Source organism: Modestobacter roseus (assembly GCF_007994135.1).
GTDB classification, from domain to species: domain Bacteria; phylum Actinomycetota; class Actinomycetes; order Mycobacteriales; family Geodermatophilaceae; genus Modestobacter; species Modestobacter roseus.
Genome location: NZ_VLKF01000001.1, coordinates 878,029 through 897,064, shown reverse-complemented (window position 1 = coordinate 897,064; position 19,036 = coordinate 878,029). Strand labels below are relative to the sequence as shown.

The window sequence follows — 19,036 nt, the reverse complement described above, 5'->3', positions numbered from 1 at the left end:
CCGCTGCGGATCAGGCGGTGGCGGGTCGGGTGGCGAGCACGTGCAGGCCGGTCGCGACGTCCCGGTAGGGCGAGGCCCCGGACAGCGCGAGCTCCAGGGCGCGGACGGCCTCGGGGACGGCGCCGGAGGAGGCCTCCAGCAGGTCGGCAACGACGGAGACCCCGCGCCACTCCCCCGGCTGCAGGCCGGCGCCGGCGACGAGGGCGAGCAGCTGGTCGGGGTCGAAGCGCCGCCGGGCGGGGCCACCACGGGCCGGGGCGGGGTCGCGGTCGGCGAGCAGCTCGCGGGCCTCGACCGGGTGACCGCCGACGGCGCGGGCCAGCACGGCACCGGCCCGGTTGGCCGCGGCCAGCGAGAGGGTGCCGCCCGGCCGCAGCACCGCGGCGATCTGGCCGAGGGTGCTGGACGGGTCGTCGACCACCTCGAGCACGAAGTGGCAGAGCACCAGGTCGAAGCCGGGGGCCTGCGGTCCGTCCGCGGCGACCGGGGGCATCCGGTCGGCGTCGCCCTGCAGGCTGCGCACCCGGCCGCCGACCCCGGCGGTCTCGGCGCGCCGGTGCAGGGTGGCCAGCGCGTCGGCGCTGGGATCGACGACGGTGACCGTGTGGCCCAGCTGGGCGAGCGGCACGGCGAACATGCCGCTGCCCCCGCCGACGTCGAGGACCTGCAGGGGGTGACCGCCGGTGACGACCGGGTCCAGCGCCGCCCAGACGGCCGCCGTCCGGGCGGGGGCCTGGGTCGGCGCGGCGGAGGAGGTGGGCGGCACGTGCGGAGCCTAGTGCGGTGCAGCCGGGGCCACAGCCCGGTGGGCGCCACCCGGCTCCGGGCCCGCCACCCGGGCCCCCTGGGGCCAGGGTGACTGTTGAGGCGTGCGTCACCTCCCGTTCGCGCGTCGGCCGTGGTGCCGGCAGCGTCGTTCCCTACCGTCCCGCCATGCCCAGCTACCGACTGATGGACGGGTACGGGTACCCGACCGACACGTTCACCGCGGCCTGCGACGAGGACGCCCGGGTCTTCGCCGTGGCCCGGGCGGAGGACTACCCCCGCCCCGAGCCCCGGTTCGGGGGCCGTCGCGACTTCCAGGTGCACCGGCAGGACGGCGAGCGCTGGCGCCTGCTGCTGGCCTGGGCGCCCGCCTGAACAAGGACCCCGTCCTCCTCACCCCTCGCACGCTCGGGGCGAGCCTCGGGACGGGGCCGAACGACGGGGTCCTTCCTCAATGCCCCGAGCTGCCGGGGCTGGAGTGCCACAGCTTGCGCGGCGGCGCTGCCGCTGCCCGGCGGGCGGCGGTCGCGGCGTCGTCGCCGGCCGGCTTGATGTCGGCGTAGGGCGACATCCGGAACCCGGTCGGGTGCACCAGCACCGGCCGCACCACCACCGGCCGCGAGCCGTGCGAGGCCGCCGCCCCGGCGATCGCCTGGTCGGTGTACTCCCCCGGGGCCGCCATCAGCTCCGCCACCGCGGCCGGCCCGCCGGTCTCCCACGCCTCGTGCAGCGCGGGGAGCTCCCACGCCCCGGTGGCACGCAGCGAGACCCCGCGCGGGCCGGTACGGCGCAGCACCCCGCGGACCACCAGCAGCCACGAGTGGAAGACCGTGGCGGCGTAGGGGCCCTGGGCGTCCTCGAAGAACGTCGAGTCAGCACACCCGGTGCCGTCGTCGAGGGTCACGAACACCACCCGCCGGCCGGACCGGATCGGCGGGGTCTGGGTGGCCACCTTCACCCCGGCCACCAGCACCTCCGACCCGCTCCGGCAGCCCAGCAGGTCCTCGGCCGGGACCGCGCCGAGCGCGCTGAGGAACGGCCGGTAGAAGTCGACGACGTGCCGGCTGGCGTCCAGCCCGAGCACCTCCAGCTCGGCACGCACCCGTTCGGCGTCGGTGAACTCCGGCAGGCCGGAGGGGACGAAGTCCGGCGGCCCGCCGTCCCCGTCGCCCCGGTCCGCCCCGGCATCGGGCTCCTCCAGACCGAACAGGTCCAGCCCGAGCTGACCGGTGCTGCTGGCCTTGCGGCCGCTGCGGCTCCACCGTTCGAGTTCGCCGATCTGCAGCAGCAGGTCGCGGCGGGTCAGCTGCTGGCGCCGTCGGGCCGGCCGGCCCCCCTCGCTGTCGCGCACGCCGAAGCCGTAGACCGAGTCGAACCCCCCGGCGAGGACCAGCCGCTCCACCACCGGCCGGGACACCGCCGCCCGGGTCCAGAAGTCGGCCAGCGAGCGGTACGGCTGCCCGGCGACGACCCGGCCCACCTCGTCGTCGTCGATGCCCTTGACGTCGGCCAGCGACAGCCGGATGCCGTACCGGCCCGGCGCGGGCATCGAGGCGGGCATCCACTCCGGGCGCCGCCACGCGTCGCCGTCCCGCCCGTCCGCGCCGGACCCGTCCCCGTCGACCCGCTCCACCCGGTAGGTGCCGGTGGAGGCGTTGACGTCCAGGCCCAGCACGCGCACCCCGAAGTTGCGGGCGTCGTCGAGGATCAGCCGCTTGGGGTACATCCCCGGGTCGTGGGTGAGCACCCCGGCCAGGAACGCCGCGGTGTGGTGGGTCTTCAGCCAGGCCGACTGGTAGGTGGGCAGCGCGAACGCCGCGGCGTGCGCCTTGCAGAAGCCGAACGAGCCGAAGGCGACCAGCACCTCCCACACCTGCTCGACCACCGCCACCGGGAAGCCCTCGTCCAGCGCGCGCGGGGCGAACCACGCCTTCACCTCCGGGTGGGCGTCCTTCTCCCCCAGCGCACGGCGCACCTCGTCGGCCTCGGCCAGCGAGCAGCCGGTCATCGCCGCGACGATCATCAGCACCTGTTCGTGGAAGACCACCACCCCGGCGGTCTGCTCCAGCGCCGGCTTCAGCGCGGGGTGCAGGTACTCCGGGTCGCGCCAGCCGTTCCGGGCCAGCAGGAACGGGGTGACCATGTCGCTCTTCACCGGACCGGGCCGGAACAGCGAGATGTCGACGATGAGGTCCTCGAAGGTCTGTGGGCCGAACTTGCCGACCAGCTCCCGCTGCCCCGGTGACTCGATCTGGAACATGCCCAGCGTCCGGGTGCTGCGGATCAGCGCGAAGGTGGTCGGGTCGTCGCGCGGGACGGCGTCGATGTCGACCTGCTGCCCGTCGACCCGGGCCACCTCGTCCATCGCGTGCGCGATCGCCGATTGCATCCGGATGCCGAGCAGGTCGAGCTTGAGCAGCCCGAGCTCCTCGACATCGTCCTTGTCGAACTGGCTCATCGGGTAGCCGAGGTAGCTGCTCTCCACCGGGGTGCGGTCCAGCAGGGTGGCGTCGGAGAGCAGCACCCCGCAGGGGTGCAGGGCGATGTGCCGGGGCAGCCCGTCGAGCCGGGCGACCAGGTCGAACAGCAGGTCGAGGTCGCCGCTGCCGCCGGACCGCTTCGACCCCAGCCGGCTGGCCCGCAGTTCCGGCAGGTCGCGCAGGGCCGCGTGCACCTGGTCGGCCCGGATGTGCGGAAACGCCTTGGCGACCGCGTCGATCTCGGCCGGGGGCAGCCCGAGCGCCGCCCCGACGTCGCGGATGGCGTGCCGCACCCGGTAGGTGTCCATCATCGAGATGCAGCTGACCCGGTCGGCGCCGAAGCGCTCGATCACCGCGTCGTAGACCTCCATCCGCCGGGCGGACTCCACGTCGATGTCGATGTCGGGCAGCTGGTGGCGCAGCGGGGAGAGGAACCGCTCCATCAGCAGGCCGTAGCGGATCGGGTCGACGTCGGAGATGCCCAGCAGGTAGGTGACCAGGCTGCCGGCGCCCGATCCCCGGGCCGCCGCCCGCACCCGGAGCTCCTTGATCAGGGTGACCACGTCGGCGACGGTGAGGAAGTAGGAGGGGTAGCCGAGGGAGTCGATCACCGTGAGCTCCTCCTCCAGCCGCTCGCGCACCGCGGCCGTGGGTGCCATCGCCCGCCGGCCGAAGCCGGCCTCGCACCGGGCGCGCAGCACCTGCGAGGGACCCATCCCCCGCTCGGCGGCGGTGGTGACCACGTCGAGCTCGGGGTAGCGGACGCTGCCGATGCCCAGGTCGGCCCGGACGTCGACGACGCACTGCTCGGCGACCCGGGCGGTGGTCTCCAGCAGCCGCAGCGCCGCGTCGCGGTCGGGCCCGGCCAGCTCCGCGGCGAGCTCGGCCATCTCCTTGCCCGACTTCAGGTACCCCTCGGCGGTCCGCCGGTCGACGTGCCGCTCCCCCAGCGGGACCAGCCGGCGGGCGGCGTCGAGGACGTCGGCGGTGGGGGCGTCGAGGGCGTCGACGTAGCGCACCGCGTTGGTGAGCACCGCCGGGACCCCGGCCTCGCCGGCCAGCCGCAGCATCGCCTGGGCGCGGGCCCGGTCGCCCCGACCCCGGTGGTGGACGACCTCGAGCACCAGCCGGCCGCCCCCCTCCCCGCCGTCGAAGACCGCCCGCCAGGCGGCCAGCCGGGCGTGCGCGAGGTCGGCGTTGCCGGCGGCCAGCGCCCGGCCCACCGACGAGTCGGGGCCGAGCACCGCCAGCAGCCCGGGGGCGTGCTCCCCGGCGAGGGCCAGCGAGCTGACCGGCTCCCCGCGGGTGCCGCTCAGGTGGGTGGCGCTGGTCAGCCGGCACAGCGAACGCCAGCCGGCGCCGTCGCGGGCCAGGAAGGTGACCCGCGGCAGCCGGGGGTCGACGGCGGCCCCGCCGCGGGCCGGTGACCGGCGGCCGGCGGGGTGGTGCGCCCGGCGCAGCTCGGCCGAGCGGATCCGCCCGGTCTCCCCCGGCTCGCCGCCGGCGACGGGGTCGACGGCAAGATCGACCCCGAACAAGGGCCGGATGTCGGCCGACCGGCAGGCCAGCGCGAACTTGACCGCGCCGTAGAGGCCGTCCCGGTCGGTCAGCGCGAGCGCCCCCATGCCGTGCTCGGCGGCCCGGGCCACCAGGTCGGCCGGGTGGTTGGCGCCGTGGCGCATCGAGTACCCGGAGGCGACGTGCAGGTGGACGAAGGGGTCGCTCACGAGGCGGTGTCGGGGGTGGAGAGGGCACCGGAGCCGGAGCCCGGGCGGGCCGGACCGCGCCGACGGGAGCCGGGGTCGACCGCGCGCAGGCGCGGGGGCGCCGCCGGGCGGCTGATCGTGGTCTCGACGACACCGAGGAACGTGCCCACGTCCCGGACGAGGTCGTCGGCCTCCCGTTCGGTGACCGCGTGCGACAGGCCCGCCTCGGCGGCGGCCCGCTTGGCCGCCCCGGCGGCGAAGAACGCCGCCCACTCGCCCAGCTCGGGGGCGACCTGACCGATCAGCACCCAGGCGCTGCGCGGCCGGCGCCGCCCGGCCTCGGGCTGGGTGCGGGCGGCCAGCACGGCCGCCGCGGCGCGCAGGGCGGCCAGGTGGGCGGTCGCGTACCGCCAGGCCGCATCGGGGCTGCTGGCCGCCTCGGCCAGCCCGCGGTGGGCCTGGCCGAGGAGCTGGGCGGCGGCCGCCGGCAGCGGCGGGAGCAACGGGAGCTGCCCGTCGGTGGCGGCCGGGAGGGCCCGGGCGGCGCCCATCAGTCGTGCACCCGGACGAGCAGCCACTGGTTGTCCGCCGGTTCCCAGGACAGGTCGAAGACCCCGGCGAAGCTCATCCGGGACCGTCCGGCCCGGACCGCCTCCACCCGCCACACCTGGCGGGTGGCCACCAGGTCCGCCGATGCGCCGCCCTGGCCGGTGCCGGTCTGCCACCAGGGGGAGGTCTCCACCCAGGAGTCGAGCAGCTCCCCCACCACGTAGCGGGTCTGGCCGCGCCAGAACTGTGCCGGCCCCTCGGCTCCCCGCTCGACCTGGACCTCTTCACCGACGCGGCCACCGGCCCCGACGAGCACCCGGCTCATGACAGACTCCGCCCTTCCGCCCCCACCGGCGGAGCCGGCACCGGCCCGGCGGGGAAGGACGGGAGCAGCAGCTCCCGGCGCCCGGGACGGTGGACGGCGCCACCGGTGTTCGAACAGGTGTTCGAACACCGACGAGTAGACCGGACCGGGCCGGGGCCGTCAAGCCGACACGGGCGCGTCCCGTCCGTGTCGTTACAGCGACTGCACTCGCGGGGCGGTGGCGTCGCACCGTCCACGGCGGTCGATCACCGGTGGGGCGGAGGTCGGCGACCGGTGGGAGGATCACCGGCATGACCGCAGCGGAGGGGACCGCGCACCACCCCCGGGTCGCCGAGGTCGCCCAGCTGCTCCGCACCGCCGGCGTCCCCGGCGAGGTGCGCGTGCTGCCGGAGAGCGCCCGCACAGCAGCGGCCGCCGCCGCCGCGCTCGGCGTCGAGGTCGGCGCGATCGCCAACAGCCTGGTGTTCGACGCCGACGGGCACCCGGTGCTGGTGCTGACCAGCGGCGCGCACCGGGTCGACGAGGCGCTGGTGGCCGGCCTGCTCGGCGTCCCCTCGCTCACCCGGGCGTCCCCGGCGTTCGTCCGCGAGCACACCGGCCAGGCGATCGGCGGGGTCGCCCCGGTCGGGCACCCGGCGCCGATCGGCACCCTGGTCGACGTCGAGCTCGCCCGGCACCCCACCGTCTGGGCCGCGGCCGGCCACCCGCACGCGGTCTTCCCCACCACCTACGACGAGCTGCTGCAGCTCACCGCCGGCACGGCCGCCGAGGTCGGCCCCGGGCCGGCGGTCCCCCAGGAGGACCACCGATGACCGGCACCACCCCCGCCCACCGGGTCACCGAGCTCCCGGCCGGCTGGCTGCGCGAGCACCTGCACGAGGCGCTGGCCGTCTACGGGGCGGCGATGGGCTACGGCGAGTCCGTCGTCGCCGGCCGCTACGGCTACGCCGTCCAGCACACCGAGCGCCCCGGGTTCCGCGCCGTCGGCGCGTTCGCCGCCGACGCTGGCGGCGCCGAGCGGCTGGTCGGGTTCGGCTACGGCTACCTGGTCGCGCCCGGCCAGTGGTGGCACGACCAGGTGCGCAACGCGCTGGACCGGCGGACGGCGAAGCAGTGGCTGCCCGGCGCCTTCGAGGTCTGCGAGCTGCACGTGCTGCCCGACCACCAGAGCCGGGGCATCGGCCGCCAGCTGCTGCACGCCCTGGTCGCCGACCTGCCGCACCCGGCGGCGCTGCTGAGCACCCCGGACACCGACACCAAGGCGTTCCGGCTCTACCACGCCGACGGCTTCGTCGACCTGGCCCGCGGCTACCACTTCCCCGGCGACTCGCGGCCCTTCGCCATCCTCGGCGCCCGCCTCCCGCTCACCCCCGCTCCCCGGAGGAACTGATCACCACCGACAGCACCGTCGACGCCGTCGTCATCGGCGCCGGCCACAACGGCCTGGTCGCCGCCTGCCACCTGGCCCGCGCCGGGCTGCGGGTGGAGGTGGTCGAGCGCGACGAGGTGCTCGGCGGCGCGGTCTCCACCGTCGAGCGCTGGCCGGGCGTGCGGGTCGACCGCGGCTCCAGCGCGCACGTGATCATCCGGCACAGCGGCGTGGTCGAGGAGCTGGAGCTGGAGCGCTTCGGGCTGCGCTACGTCGACTGCGACCCGTGGGGGTTCGCTCCCGCCCCGGTACCCGGCGACCCCGGCCCCGACGGCCGGCCGCTGGTGTTCTCCGTCGACCTGGATGCCACCTGCGCCTCGATCGCGGCCGCCTGCGGCGACGACGACGCCGACGCCTACCGCCGGTTCGTCGGGGTGTGGGGGCCGCGCAGCGCCGCCGTCGTCAAGGCCTTCGGCGACCGCCCGGCGATGAGCCGGCTGGTCCGCCACCTCTGGCCGGTCGGCGCCCCCCGGTCCGGCCAGCCCCGCACCCCGGGCGGGGAGATCGCCACCGACTTCCTCGGCTCCGGCGACGCGCTGCTGGACCGGTGGTTCACCAGCGAGCGGCTCAAGGCGGCGCTGGCCTGGTTCGGCGCCCAGTCCGGGCCCCCGATGTCCGAGCCGGGCACCGCGGCGATGGTCGCCTGGGTCGCCCTGCTGCACGACGTGCCCCCCGGGCACCCGGTCGGCGGCTCCGGTGGGCTCACCGAGGCGCTCGCCGCGCGGCTGGCCGCCGACGGCGGACGCGTGACCCTGGGCGACGGCGCCGCCCGGCTGCTGGTCGACGACGGCCGGGTGACCGGCGTGCTGACCGAGTCCGGCCGGCGGATCCGGGCCGGCACCGTGGTCGCCGCGTGCCACGTGCTGACCACCAAGGCCCTCGCGGGGGACGACGCACCTCCGGCGCTGGCCGACGCCGAACCACCGGTGGGGAACGGGTTCGGCCTGGTGCTGCGCGCGCAGACCGACGCCCTCCCCCGCTACCCCGGCGCTGGTGACGAGGCGCTACAGGGACTGCAACTGCTGTGCACCGACCGGGCCCAGCTCGCCCGCGCGCACGGCGACTGGCTGGCCGGCGAGCTGCCCCGGGAGCCGGTGCCGCTGGCGATGTCGTTCTCCGCGAGCGACCCCACGTTGGCCCCGCCCGGTCAGCACGTGGTGACGATCTGGGGGCAGTGGTACCCCTACACGCTCGCCGACGGGTCGGACTGGGACGCCATCGCCGACACCGCCGCCCAGCAGCTGATCGCCGCCGTCGACCGGTACGCCCCGGGCTTCGCCGACTCGGTACAGCGGCTGTACGTGCAGACACCGCTGGCACTCGAGCGGGAGCTGGGCCTGCTGCGCGGCAACGTCATGCACGTGGAGATGGGGCTGGCCAGCATGTTCGGCTTCCGCCCCACCCCCGCCCTCTCCGGGCACCGGGTGCCAGGGCTGGCCGGGCTGTACCTCGCCGGCGCCTCCACCCACCCCGGTGGCGGGGTCTCCGGCAACTCCGGTCGCACCGCCGCCCGGGTCGTGCTCGCCGACCGGCGGCCGGCCGCGCGACTGCGCGCCCTCGCCGCGGACCGGCTGCGGAGCGTGCGGCGGTGACGAGCACGGTCGCCCGCACGCCCCCGGTCGCCGACCGGGCGCCGGTGCCCTGGCTGCCCTGGGCGCTGGCGCTCGGCGTCGTCGCCACCGCGATCGCCTACCCGCTCACCGACGGCGGCGCCCGCGACGCGGTCAGCTGGACGATCGTGCTGCTCGGCACCGGGGTCACGGTCAGCGCGGCGACGGTGAGCCGTGGCTGGCGCACCGGGCTGGGCGTGCTGGTGCTGGTCGGCGCCGTGGCGGTGCTCTTCGAGGCGCTCGGCCTGGCCACCGGCTTCCCCTACGGCGAGTACACCTACAGCGACCTGCTGGGGCCCACGCTGCTCGGGGTGCCGTTCCTGGTGCCGCTGGCCTGGCTGATGATGGCCTGGCCCAGCTGGGTGCTGGCCGCGTGGCTGACCCGCCGGCTCGCCCGCCCCCGCGTCGTCCGGGTGCTGGTCGCCGCCTACGTCTTCGCCGCCTGGGACGTCGTACTCGACCCGCAGCTGGTGCAGGCCGGTTACTGGCGCTGGGCGCACCCCGAGCCCGGGCTGCCCGGCATCGACACCGTGCCGCTGACCAACCTGGGCGGCTGGCTGCTGGCCGGGCTGGTGCTGATGACCCTGCTCGACCTGCTGGTCACCCGCACCGCGCGTCCCCGGCGCACCGGTGACGCCGCACCGCTGCTGGTGCTGGCCTGGATGACCCTGGGTGGGGCGCTGGCGCACGCCGGCTGGCTGGGCCTGCCCGGCTCCGCCGTGTGGGGGGTGGTGCTGGCCCTGCCGGTGCTCGCCGCGGTGGCCGTGCAGGCGCGCCGGTGAGCCGGTTCGTCCGGGCCTGCGCCGGCCTGTCGGTGCTCGGCGCGGTGCACGCCGCGGTCAACACCAGGCTGCTGCGCCGCCCGCCCGCCGTCCCGCCGCCGGTCACCCGGCGGGTCACCGTCGTGCTGCCGGTGCGCGACGAGGCCGACCAGGTCGCCGACTGCGTGGCCGCGGTGCTCGACCAGCGCGGGGTGCCGCAGCTGTCGGTCGTGGTGGTGGACGACGGCTCGACCGACGGCACCGCCGAGCGGGTGCCCGCCGACGAGCGGGTCACCCAGCTCCGGGCCACCCCACCGGCTCCGGGCTGGCTGGGCAAGCCGAACGCCTGCGCGCAGGGGGTCGCGGCGGCCGGCGACGCCGACGTGCTGGTCTTCCTCGACGCCGACGTGCGGCTGATGCCCGACGCCGTCGCGGCCGCGGTGGCGCTGCTCGACGAGGCCTGGCTGGACCTGGTCTCCCCCTGGCCCCGGCAGCTGGCCGGCAGCCCGGCCGAGCGGCTGGTGCAGCCCCTCCAGCAGTGGCTGTGGTCGACCCTGCTGCCACTGCGGGCGGCCGAACGATCGGCGCGTCCGTCGCTGGCGGCGGCCAACGGGCAGTTCCTGGTGGTCCGGCGGGCCGCCTACGAGCGGGCCGGCGGGCATGCGGCGGTGCGCGGCGAGGTGATCGAGGACGTCGCGCTGCTGCGCGCGGTGAAGGCCGCCGGCGGGCGCGGCGTCGTCGTCGACGGGTCGACGCTGGCCGCGTGCCGGATGTACCGCGGCTGGCCGGAGGTGCGCGCCGGGTACGCCAAGTCGCTGTGGTCGGCGGTCGGCGGCCGGCCCGCGGCGGCCGGGGCCGCTGCCGCCGTCCTGACCGCGGTGTGGCTGGTCCCGCCGCTGGCCGCGCTCACCGGCTCCCGCGCCGGGGCGGTCGGCTACGCGGCCGGCGTGGCCGGGCGGGCCGTCGTCGCAGCCCGCACGGGCAGCCGGTGGTGGCCCGACGCCTTCGCGCACCCGGCGTCGATCGCCCTGCTCGACGTCCTGGTCGCCCGGTCGCTGGTCGAGCACCGGCGGGGGACGCTGAGGTGGCGCGGCCGGCCGGTGGCCACCGCGACACCGCCGACCACGTCGCGCAGGATGGCCGGGTGAGCTCCCCGCGCGTGCACTTCGACCCCGCCGAGATGGCGCCCCCGGCCTTCTACCGGGTGCTGAACTCCGTCGTCGTCCCCCGGCCCATCGCGTGGGTGTGCACCCGCTCGGCCGACGGCGTGCTCAACCTGGCGCCGCACTCCTTCTACACCGTGGCCTGCGTCGACCCGCCGGTCGTCCAGTTCACGTCAGTGGGCCGCAAGGACTCGCTGACCAACGCCGAGCAGACCCGCGAGTTCACCGTCAGCCTGACCCCGGAGGCGATGTTCGAGCAGGTCAACGCCACCGGCACCGACTTCCCGCCGGACCAGGACGAGGCCGAGCACACCGGCGTGCGGCTGGAGGCCAGCGAGGTCGTGGGCGTGCCCCGGGTGGCGGAGTCGCCGGTGTCGCTGGAGTGCGTGCTGCAGGGCACGGTCTCCTTCGGCGACAGCACTGTCGTCTTCGGCCGGGTCGTGCACATCGCCGTCGCCGCGGCCGCCGTCGAGGACGGCCGGCCGCGGATCGAGCACCTGCGGCCGCTGGCCCGCCTGGGTGGGAACGAGTGGTCGACGATCGGCGAGGTCAAGGAGATCCGCCGGATCCCGCACCGCGACTGGCTCGCCGACCCGACCATCGGCGAGCGCCTCCGCGGCAGCTAGTCGCAGTGGTGGTCCGGGTGCGGGGCCGGAGGCTCCCCGGCCGGATCATCGGACGCGCTCGTCGCAGCCGGGGAACGGCCGCTGGTCGCGGTGTCGGCGTGGTGGTCCGGTCGCGGGGGCCGGAGGCTCCCCGGCCGGATCATCGGACGCGCTCGTCGCAGCCGGGGAACGGCCGCTGGTCGCGGTGTCGGCGTGGTGGTCCGGTCGCGGGGGCCGGAGGCTCCCCGGCCGGATCATCGGACGCGCTCGTCGCAGCCGGGGAACGGCCGCTGGTCGCGGTGTCGGCGTGGTGGTCCGGTCGCGGGGCCGGAGGCTCCCCGGCCGGATCATCGGACGCGCTCGTCGCAGCCGGGGAACGGCCGCTGGTCGCGGTGTCGTCCGGAGGACGACCATGTCACGGCAGGTGCGGGGCGACCTCGTCGGCGGCGTCGGCGCCGAAGGCGTCGGCGAACCGGCTCAGGAAGTCCTCCCGGGGCAGCGAGTACTCCTGGGTGCCGACCACCTCGACGGCGGCCGTGGCCACCGCTGAGCCGACCTGCAGGCACCGCTCCAGGCCCAGCCCCCACTGCCGGGCGGCCACGAAGCCGGCGCGCAGCGCGTCCCCGCCGCCGGTGGGCTCGACCGGCTTGGTCTCCGGGACGGCGATGACCTCGATCGGCTCCCGTCCCGCCTGCTCCACCCGCACGCCGTTGGCCGCCCGGGTGGTGACCCAGCTGCCGACCCGCGCGAGCACCTCGGCGTCGTCCCAGCCGGTCTTCTGCAGCAGCAGCGCGTGCTCGTACTCGTTGGTGAACAGCAGCTCCGCGCCGTCGACCAGCTCGCGGATCATCTCGCCGTCGGCCCAGGCCAGCTGCTGGGAGGGGTCGGCGAGGAACGGGAAGCCGAGCTGCCGGCACTCCTGGGTGTGCTGCACCATCGCGGTCGGGTCGTTGGGGCCGATGACGACCAGGTCGACCCCGCCGATGCGGCCGACCACCGGAGCCAGCTCGATCAGCGAGGCCTCGCTCATCGCGCCGGAGTAGAAGGACGCGATCTGGTTGTTCGCCGCGTCGGTGGTGCAGGTGAACCGGGCGGTGTGCTTCAGCTCGGACCAGTGCACGCTGCCGGTGTCGACCCCGTGCCGGGTCAGCCAGGCGTCGTAGTCGGCGAAGTCGCCCCCGACCGCGCCGACCAGCACCGGCGCCTGCCCGAGCAGGGCGAGGCCGTAGGCCATGTTGGCGCCCGCGCCGCCCCGGTGCTGCACCAGGTCGTCGACCAGGAAGGACAGCGAGACGTTCTGCATCTTCCCCTCGACGAACTGGTCGGCGAACCGGCCGGGGAAGGTCATGAGGTGGTCGGTGGCGATGGAACCGGTCACGACGACGGGCATGGTGCAGCTGCTTCCTGGAGGACGGCGGGGCACGACCCGCGGCGTCCGGGGTGCCCGGCAAGCGTAGGAGCACTGCGGCTGCCGCGCCCGGCGCCCTCCCCCGGCCGGGTCAGTCCTCGAGTGCCCGGCGCAGCTGGACGCCGAGCTGCCCGGTGCCGACGGCGCCGAGCAGGCAGCCCACGCCGGTGCCGATGCCCACGACGACCGCCGGCGAGACCAGCGCCGCGACCACCCCGGCGCCGCCGAGGGTCATCCCGGTCATCGCCACCCGGGTGGGCCGCTCCCACACCGAGATCGCCCCGGTCTCGCTGACCCCGGCCTGGCCCGCCCGGGCACGCAGGTAGTCCGGCAGCCAGCACAGCGCCCCGAAGGTCACGGCCAGCCAGCCCGGTGCCCCGGCGGCCCACAGCGCCAGCGCGTAGGCGACCTCGGTGAGCCGGTCGACGACGGAGTCCAGCACGAAGCCCCGCCGGGAGGCCCGGCCCCCCGCGATGGCCAGCGCCCCGTCCAGGGAGTCCAGCAGCCCGGACAGCCCGACGAGCAGCCCGGCCGCGATCAGCCACAGCCCCCCGGCCGCCGCCGCCGGTACGGCCGCACCCGCGACCACCAGCCCGAGCGCGGTGGCCACCAGCGGCGACATCCGGGCCAGCGGCACGGCCAGCGTGTAGGCCAGGGTGAGCCAGCCGCGCACCAGCCGGCTGGCTGCCGGGTCGGTGCCGCCGTGCCAGCGTGACCACGCGATGAGGTATTCGTCGCGGCTCAGCACGCGTGCAGTCCACCACGATGCGGGCACCGGGCGCCGCCAGCAGGGAGAGTGGGGCCGTGCTCGCCGGTCTCGCCCCCGCCCGTCGTCGTCTGCTGCTGGTCCTCCTGGCGCTCGTGCTGGTGGCCGCGGCGGTCGCCGTCGCCGTCCCGCTGCTCACCGGGGACGACGCCGCCCCGGGGACCGCGGCCGACCCGGAGCAGCCCGGCCCGGTGCTGCTCGTGCCCGGGTACGGCGGGTCGACGGAGTCGCTGCGGCCGCTGGCCGAGCAGCTCACCGCCGCAGGGCGCGACGCGACCGTGGTCGAGGTGCCCGACGGCGGCACCGGCGACCTGCGCGGCTCGGCCGAGGCGCTCGGCGACGCCGTCGACGCCGCACTCGACCGCACCGGCGCGGAGAGCGTCGACGTCGTCGGGTACTCCGCCGGCGGGGTGATCGCCCGGCTGTGGGCCGCCGACGGCGGTGCGGCGCAGGCCCGCCGGGTGGTCACGCTCGGCTCGCCGCACCACGGCACCACCGTCGCCGACCTGGCGCGCAGCTTCGTCCCGGCGGAGTGCGGGGTGGGCTGCCAGCAGCTGACCACCGACAGCGACCTGCTCGCCGGCCTGAACGCCGGGGACGAGACGCCGGCCGGCCCCAGCTGGGTGTCGATCTGGAGCACCGTGGACCAGACGGTCACCCCGCCGGCGTCGGCCGAGCTGGCCGGTGCGCTGGAGCTGCCGGTGCAGTCGGTCTGTGCGGACTCGGACGTCTCGCACGGTCAGCTCCCCACCGACCCGCTGGTGCAGGCCATGGTGCTGGCCCAGCTCCAGCCGGGCGACCCGGTCGAGCTCGGCTCCGACGACTGCACGACGCTGGCCGCCGGCTGACCCCGGAGCGCACCCCTCAGCTGGTGATGTCCTTGGTGGTGAAGTTCGCCCACGCCGCGGCCAGCAGCACCCCGACGTAGACGCCCTGCAGGGCGATGCCGCGCACGATGTCGCGCCAGAACACCGGGTCGCGGAAGAAGTCGACGAACGCCAGCCAGTACCGCGTGGGCAGGTAGGGCGCGAACGACGACGCGGCGTCCAGGGTGAGCAGCAACGAGGACGCGATGAACACCGCCAGCGCCCCGAGCATCGCCGCCGGCGGGGAGTCGGTGAGCGTGGAGAAGAACAGCGCGAACGCCGCCACCCCGAGCATGGAGACGGTCACGTAGCCGATCGCCAGCACGGTCCGGCCGGCGAGCTGCTGGGGGGTGAGGGTGGTGCCCGACAGCGTCGTCCCGCCGATCGGCTGGACGTCGAACAGCAGCTGCCCCACCAGGTAGCCGACCAGCGCGACCACCAGCACGGTGACGAACACGAAGGCGATCAGCGCGACCAGCTTGGCCACCAGCAGCCGGGTGCGCCCGGCCGGGCGGGCCAGCAGGTAGCGCAGCGTGCCGGCCTGCGCCTCCCCGGCCACCGACTCCCCGGCGATCAGCGCGACCGCGATCGGCAGGAACAGCGGCAGCACGATCGCCAGCGCCGCCAGTGGGTAGAGGGTGCCGTTGGTCAGCACCGCGGACAGGAACGCCGGCCCCTCCCCCGGCCGCGGCGCCAGGTCGGTGACCGCGAGCAGCACGGCCACCAGCACCGGCAGCGCGTTGAGCAGCCCGATCGTCACCCAGGTCCGCGGCCGGCGGAACAGCTTGCGCAGCTCGACGCCGATCACCGCCGGCTCCGTTCCCCGGGTGCGTCGACCCGGTCGGCGCTGGTGCTCGCCGCGGCCAGCACCACCTCCTCCAGGGTCGGCCGCTGCAGCGCCAGCCCGGTGACCGGCACCCCGGCCGCCACCAGCGCGGCGTTGACCTCGGCCGGGTCGGCCCCGCGGACCACGGCGCGGGAACCGTCGAGGGACAGCACCCGCCCGTCCAGCGCGGCCCGCACCCGCTCCGGGTCGGGGGTCTCCACCACCGTGGCCCCGGTGGGCGCGGTGAGCGTGGCCAGCTCGTCCTGCAGCACCAGCCGCCCCCGGTCGAGCACCCCCACCCGGGTGGCCAGCATCTCGACCTCGGCCAGCAGGTGGCTGGAGAGGAACACCGTCGTCCCCTCCCGGTTCAGCGTCAGCAGCAGCTCGCGGATCTCGGAGATGCCCTGCGGGTCCAGGCCGTTGGTGGGCTCGTCGAGCACGAGCAGCTCCGGACGGCGCAGCAGCGCCCCGGCCAGGCCGAGCCGCTGGCGCATGCCCAGCGAGTAGTCGCGCACCGGACGGCGACCGACGCCGGCCAGCCCGACCTGCTCCAGCACCGTGTCGATCCGCGTGCGGCGGGTGCGCCGCGACCCGCCGGGGCCGGCGGCGTCGAGCAGTGCCAGGTTCGCCCGCCCGGACAGGTGGCCGTAGTGCGCCGGGCCCTCGACCAGGGCACCCACCCGCGGCAGCACCTCGCGCGCCCGCCGCGGCATCGGCCGGTCCAGCAGCCGCACCTCGCCGGCGGTGGGCAGCACCAGCCCCAGCAGCATGCGCACCGTCGTCGTCTTGCCCGAGCCGTTCGCGCCGAGGAAGCCGTAGACGTCCCCGGCCCGCACGTCGAGGTCGATGCCGTCGACGGCGCGCAGCCGGCCGTACCGCTTGACCAGCCCGGTGGTCGCGATCACCGTGCTCACCGGCCGCCGCCGGTCAGTTCGGCCGCGGCTCCCGCGAGGGCCTCGCCGTCGACGGTGCCGGTGAGCAGCAGCGGGCCCGTGCTCCCGTCGACCAGCATCAGCCCCAGCGGCCCGGCGGACAGCCGCACGCCGGCGGGGTCCGCCACCGCGTCCGGGGACCGCCGCAGCGCCCTCCGCAGCCCGTCGGCGGCGCGGTCGGGCAGCGGGACGGCGACCAGCACGGTCACCCCCCGGCCGTAGGCACCGACCGACGCCGGGGTCCCCGGCACGTCCCGGCGCGCCAACCCGGCCAGCGTGGGCGGCAGGACGACGCCGTCGCGCAGCCCGGTCCGGGCCGCTTCGTACAGCTGCTCGTCCGGACCGGTGCGCAGGTCCCGCGCCGGCGGTGGGGTGAAGCGGCTCGCGGCGGCCCCCGGGTCGGCGAGGTCGACGTCCAGGAAGGCGGTGTCCAGCGCGGGGTCGGCGTCGCTGCCGCCCTCGCCGACCACCCGGACCCGCAGCGGCAGGCCGGTGGCGGAGTCGACCCACACGTCGACCCGGGCGATCGAGGAGGCGTCCGCCGCAGGCACCAGCCGCAGCCCCAGGGCGTCGCGCCCGGCGACCCGGGCGGCCGGCGCGCGGGACAGCTCCGCCTCGTCGGCCTCGGACAGCAGCCGCCACCCCAGCGCGGTGGGCAGCAGGTCCGGGGCGGTGGGCAGGGCGAGGGGCGGGGTGCCGGCGCGGGTCACGACCGCGTCCTCGTACTCCCAGGTCCACACCCCCGCCGAGTCGCGGTAGACCCCGGTCTCCCCGGTGGGGCTGACCACGTCGACCCGCCAGTCCTGGGGGCTGCGGTACCAGGTGCGCATCGACGTCCGGTCGCTGAGCAGGTCGGCGACCGGGGTGAGCTGCTGCCCCACCGGCAGGGACAGGCCGCCGGCGGCCTGGGCGTAGCCGGAGTGCGCCACGCCGGCCGAGGCCAGCGCCTGTGCCCGCAGCTCGGGGGCGGACACGGAGGCGTCGGTGGCCGGCAGCGCGGCGACCAGCGCGGGGAGGCTCACCAGCAGGACGACGCCGGTGACCACCGCTGCCCAGCGGGCGGCTGCCCCGGTCCGCCGTCGCGCCACGCCGACGACGGTACGTCGGTTGCCCGCAACCTGCCCGGCCCGGTGATCATGCGCGCCGGAGGCTCCGCCCCTACGGTCGCGGGATGGCCCCTCCGATCAGCGACGCCGTGGTCGTCGACGTCCTGCGCCGGGTCGACCGGCTGCTCACCCCGGTCGTCCGGCGGCTGGGCCGGCCACCCGAGCTGCCGGCCGAGCGCCGCGCCGCCTGGTGGGCCGACCGGGCGAGCCGGGTCGCCGCCGGCGTCTCCGCGGCCCCGCGCTTCGCCGGCCGGCTGGCCTCGCTCCTGCCGGTGCAGAACACCGTCGGCTCCGCGGTGCAGTCCCTGGTGGTCCTCGGCGTCGCCGGGGAGCACCGGGTGACCGACCCGGCCGACCGCATCACGCTGCTCGCGCGGGTGCTGCTGGACCGGGACCTGCCGGCGGCCCGGGTGCGCCCGCTGCTGGCGCGCGACCGCGGGGTGTACGCGCAGGAGGCATTCGGCGAGCGGCGGACGGGGGTCACCGGCGCGGCCCGGGCGGTCTGGCGGGCGGCACGGCTGCTCGGCCGGATCGACGACGCGCTCGACGCCCGCCCGCAGGGCAAGCTGCGGCACCGCGCGCTGTCCCAGCTGCCGGTGGTGGGCGTCGTCGGTGGCTACGCCGCCGAGCACGAGGGGCTGCGCCGGGCCGCCCGGGAGGCCGACGAGGTGCTGTCCCGCTGAGGTACCCGGCCGGGGCGGGTCAGACGGCGGGCGCCCCGGCCAGCGCGGCGTGGAGCTCGAGGGCCGCCGCCGAGCGGTTCATGGTGATGACGTGGATGCCCGGCACGCCCTCGTCCAGCAGCCGCCGGCACATGTCCGTGGCCACCTCGACGCCCAGCTCGCGCACCGCCCGGCGGGCCTCCGGGGTGTCGCCGTCCAGGGCGGCGAACCGGTCGGCCAGCTCCGCGGGGAAGGCCTGCCCGGACAGCTCCACGATCCGGGTGATCTGCCGGACGCTGGTCACCGGCATCACCCCGGCGATCACCGGGACCTCGCAGCCGCGGGCGGACACCCGGTCGCGCAGCCGCAGGTAGTCCTCGACCCGGAAGAACATCTGGGTGATCGCGTAGTCGGCACCGGCCCGGCACTTGGCCACGAACATGTCGGTGTCGGTCTCGGCGTCCGGCGAGCGGGGGTGCAGCTCGGGGAAGGCCGCCACGCCGACGCAGAAGTCGCCGGCGTCCTTGATCAGCGCGACCAGCTCGGCGGCGTGCCGCACGCCGTCGGGGTGGGCCACCCACTCCGCCTGCGGATCGGCGCCGGGCGGGTCGCCGCGCAGCGCCAGCAGGTTGCGCACCCCGGCCGCCGCCAGCCGGCTGACGACGTGCCGCAGCTCGGCGATGCTGTGGTCGACCGCGGTGAGGTGCGCCAGCGGCAGCAGCGTGGTCTCCGCGGCGATCCGCTCGGCCACCGCGACGGTGCCCTCGCGGGTCGAGCCCCCGGCACCGTAGGTCACCGACACGAACGACGGCTGCAGCCGCTCCAGCTCGCGCAGCGCCGTCCACAGCTGGGTCTCCCCCGCGGCGTCCTTGGGCGGGAAGAACTCGAACGACCACGTGGGCCGCCCCTGGTCGAGGAGCTCGCGCACGGTGCCGGTCACGGCATGGAGGGTAGTGGCTGCATCCGTCCGGGCGGTCGCGGGCGAAGGGACTCCGACACTGCCGGACGAGGACCCGCAACGGTCCAGGTGGGAGAGCAGATGAACCGGCATCAGTCAACTGATACCTTGCGCGGGCC

The 19,036-nt window shown here is 76.5% G+C and carries 19 protein-coding genes; 9 read left to right on the top strand and 10 right to left on the bottom strand.

The window, feature by feature from the left end; all coding sequences use genetic code 11:
• Window positions 1–10: 10 nt before the first annotated feature.
• Window positions 11–766, bottom strand: a complete 756-nt coding sequence (locus JD78_RS04300; RefSeq protein ID WP_153357038.1) for a methyltransferase domain-containing protein — start codon at window positions 764–766, stop codon at window positions 11–13.
• 167 nt (window positions 767–933) lie between these two features.
• Here JD78_RS04300 and JD78_RS04295 point away from each other — a divergent pair, with 167 nt between their 5' ends.
• The gene (locus JD78_RS04295) at window positions 934–1,140 is read left to right on the top strand and encodes a hypothetical protein (protein WP_153357041.1); all 207 of its coding nucleotides are present in this window, start codon (window positions 934–936) and stop codon (window positions 1,138–1,140) included.
• A 76-nt stretch (window positions 1,141–1,216) separates the two neighbouring features.
• Here the strand turns inward: JD78_RS04295 and JD78_RS04290 are convergent, their stop codons facing one another.
• The 3 genes from JD78_RS04290 to JD78_RS04280 are packed head-to-tail and all read right to left on the bottom strand — an operon-like array spanning window position 1,217 to window position 5,825.
• Window positions 1,217–4,972, bottom strand: a complete 3,756-nt coding sequence (locus tag JD78_RS04290; RefSeq protein WP_153357044.1) for a DNA polymerase III subunit alpha — start codon at window positions 4,970–4,972, stop codon at window positions 1,217–1,219.
• Window positions 4,969–5,502, bottom strand: coding sequence for an SAV_6107 family HEPN domain-containing protein (locus JD78_RS04285; protein ID WP_153357047.1), 534 nt, complete (start codon window positions 5,500–5,502; stop codon window positions 4,969–4,971). The genes JD78_RS04290 and JD78_RS04285 overlap by 4 nt, the downstream gene beginning before the upstream one ends.
• Entirely contained in the window at window positions 5,502–5,825 is a 324-nt protein-coding gene (locus JD78_RS04280) for a DUF6504 family protein (protein WP_153357050.1), read from the bottom strand. Before JD78_RS04280 ends, JD78_RS04285 begins: the two co-directional genes overlap by 1 nt.
• Window positions 5,826–6,115: 290 nt before the next feature.
• On the opposite strand from JD78_RS04280, the gene JD78_RS04275 reads away from it, so the two are divergent.
• Genes JD78_RS04275 through JD78_RS04250 form a run of 6 tightly spaced genes read left to right on the top strand, consistent with a single transcriptional unit; the run spans window position 6,116 to window position 11,414 of the window.
• Window positions 6,116–6,637 carry a YbaK/EbsC family protein gene (locus JD78_RS04275; protein ID WP_153357052.1) on the top strand — a complete coding sequence of 174 codons (522 nt, stop codon included), beginning with the start codon at window positions 6,116–6,118 and terminating at the stop codon, window positions 6,635–6,637.
• Window positions 6,634–7,215 carry a GNAT family N-acetyltransferase gene (locus JD78_RS04270; protein WP_153357055.1) on the top strand — a complete coding sequence of 194 codons (582 nt, stop codon included), beginning with the start codon at window positions 6,634–6,636 and terminating at the stop codon, window positions 7,213–7,215. Before JD78_RS04275 ends, JD78_RS04270 begins: the two co-directional genes overlap by 4 nt.
• Window positions 7,212–8,846, top strand: coding sequence for an FAD-dependent oxidoreductase (locus JD78_RS04265; protein ID WP_208104204.1), 1,635 nt, complete (start codon window positions 7,212–7,214; stop codon window positions 8,844–8,846). Before JD78_RS04270 ends, JD78_RS04265 begins: the two co-directional genes overlap by 4 nt.
• Window positions 8,843–9,646: a carotenoid biosynthesis protein gene (locus tag JD78_RS04260; protein ID WP_228394927.1), complete on the top strand. Its 804-nt coding sequence runs from the start codon at window positions 8,843–8,845 to the stop codon at window positions 9,644–9,646. The genes JD78_RS04265 and JD78_RS04260 overlap by 4 nt, the downstream gene beginning before the upstream one ends.
• Window positions 9,643–10,773, top strand: coding sequence for a glycosyltransferase family 2 protein (locus JD78_RS04255; protein ID WP_153357058.1), 1,131 nt, complete (start codon window positions 9,643–9,645; stop codon window positions 10,771–10,773). The genes JD78_RS04260 and JD78_RS04255 overlap by 4 nt, the downstream gene beginning before the upstream one ends.
• A complete protein-coding gene (locus JD78_RS04250; protein WP_228394928.1) occupies window positions 10,770–11,414 on the top strand; it encodes a flavin reductase family protein in 645 nt (214 codons plus the stop codon). Before JD78_RS04255 ends, JD78_RS04250 begins: the two co-directional genes overlap by 4 nt.
• A 394-nt stretch (window positions 11,415–11,808) precedes the next feature.
• Here JD78_RS04250 and JD78_RS04245 read toward each other — a convergent pair whose 3' ends face one another.
• Window positions 11,809–12,783 (bottom strand): carbohydrate kinase family protein, encoded by a 975-nt coding sequence (locus JD78_RS04245; RefSeq protein ID WP_153357059.1) that lies wholly within the window; start codon window positions 12,781–12,783, stop codon window positions 11,809–11,811.
• Between the two features lie 109 nt (window positions 12,784–12,892).
• Window positions 12,893–13,549 (bottom strand): CDP-alcohol phosphatidyltransferase family protein, encoded by a 657-nt coding sequence (locus JD78_RS04240; protein ID WP_153357061.1) that lies wholly within the window; start codon window positions 13,547–13,549, stop codon window positions 12,893–12,895.
• 56 nt (window positions 13,550–13,605) lie between these two features.
• Between JD78_RS04240 and JD78_RS04235 the strand changes: the two genes are divergently transcribed.
• Entirely contained in the window at window positions 13,606–14,415 is an 810-nt protein-coding gene (locus JD78_RS04235) for a lipase family alpha/beta hydrolase (protein ID WP_153357063.1), read from the top strand.
• 16 nt (window positions 14,416–14,431) lie between these two features.
• Here the strand turns inward: JD78_RS04235 and JD78_RS04230 are convergent, their stop codons facing one another.
• The 3 genes from JD78_RS04230 to JD78_RS04220 are packed head-to-tail and all read right to left on the bottom strand — an operon-like array spanning window position 14,432 to window position 17,279.
• Window positions 14,432–15,241: an ABC transporter permease gene (locus JD78_RS04230; protein WP_153357064.1), complete on the bottom strand. Its 810-nt coding sequence runs from the start codon at window positions 15,239–15,241 to the stop codon at window positions 14,432–14,434.
• On the bottom strand, window positions 15,238–16,164 hold the full coding sequence (locus JD78_RS04225) for an ABC transporter ATP-binding protein (protein WP_153357066.1): 927 nt from the start codon (window positions 16,162–16,164) through the stop codon (window positions 15,238–15,240). The genes JD78_RS04230 and JD78_RS04225 overlap by 4 nt, the downstream gene beginning before the upstream one ends.
• 5 nt (window positions 16,165–16,169) lie before the next feature.
• Entirely contained in the window at window positions 16,170–17,279 is a 1,110-nt protein-coding gene (locus tag JD78_RS04220) for a LolA family protein (protein ID WP_228394929.1), read from the bottom strand.
• Between the two features lie 83 nt (window positions 17,280–17,362).
• Here JD78_RS04220 and JD78_RS04215 point away from each other — a divergent pair, with 83 nt between their 5' ends.
• The gene (locus JD78_RS04215; RefSeq protein WP_153357068.1) at window positions 17,363–17,980 is read left to right on the top strand and encodes a hypothetical protein; all 618 of its coding nucleotides are present in this window, start codon (window positions 17,363–17,365) and stop codon (window positions 17,978–17,980) included.
• 19 nt (window positions 17,981–17,999) lie between these two features.
• On the opposite strand, the gene metF is transcribed toward JD78_RS04215, so the two are convergent.
• Entirely contained in the window at window positions 18,000–18,899 is a 900-nt protein-coding gene (metF, locus tag JD78_RS04210) for a methylenetetrahydrofolate reductase [NAD(P)H] (protein WP_228394930.1), read from the bottom strand.
• Between the last annotated feature and the right edge of the window lie 137 nt (window positions 18,900–19,036).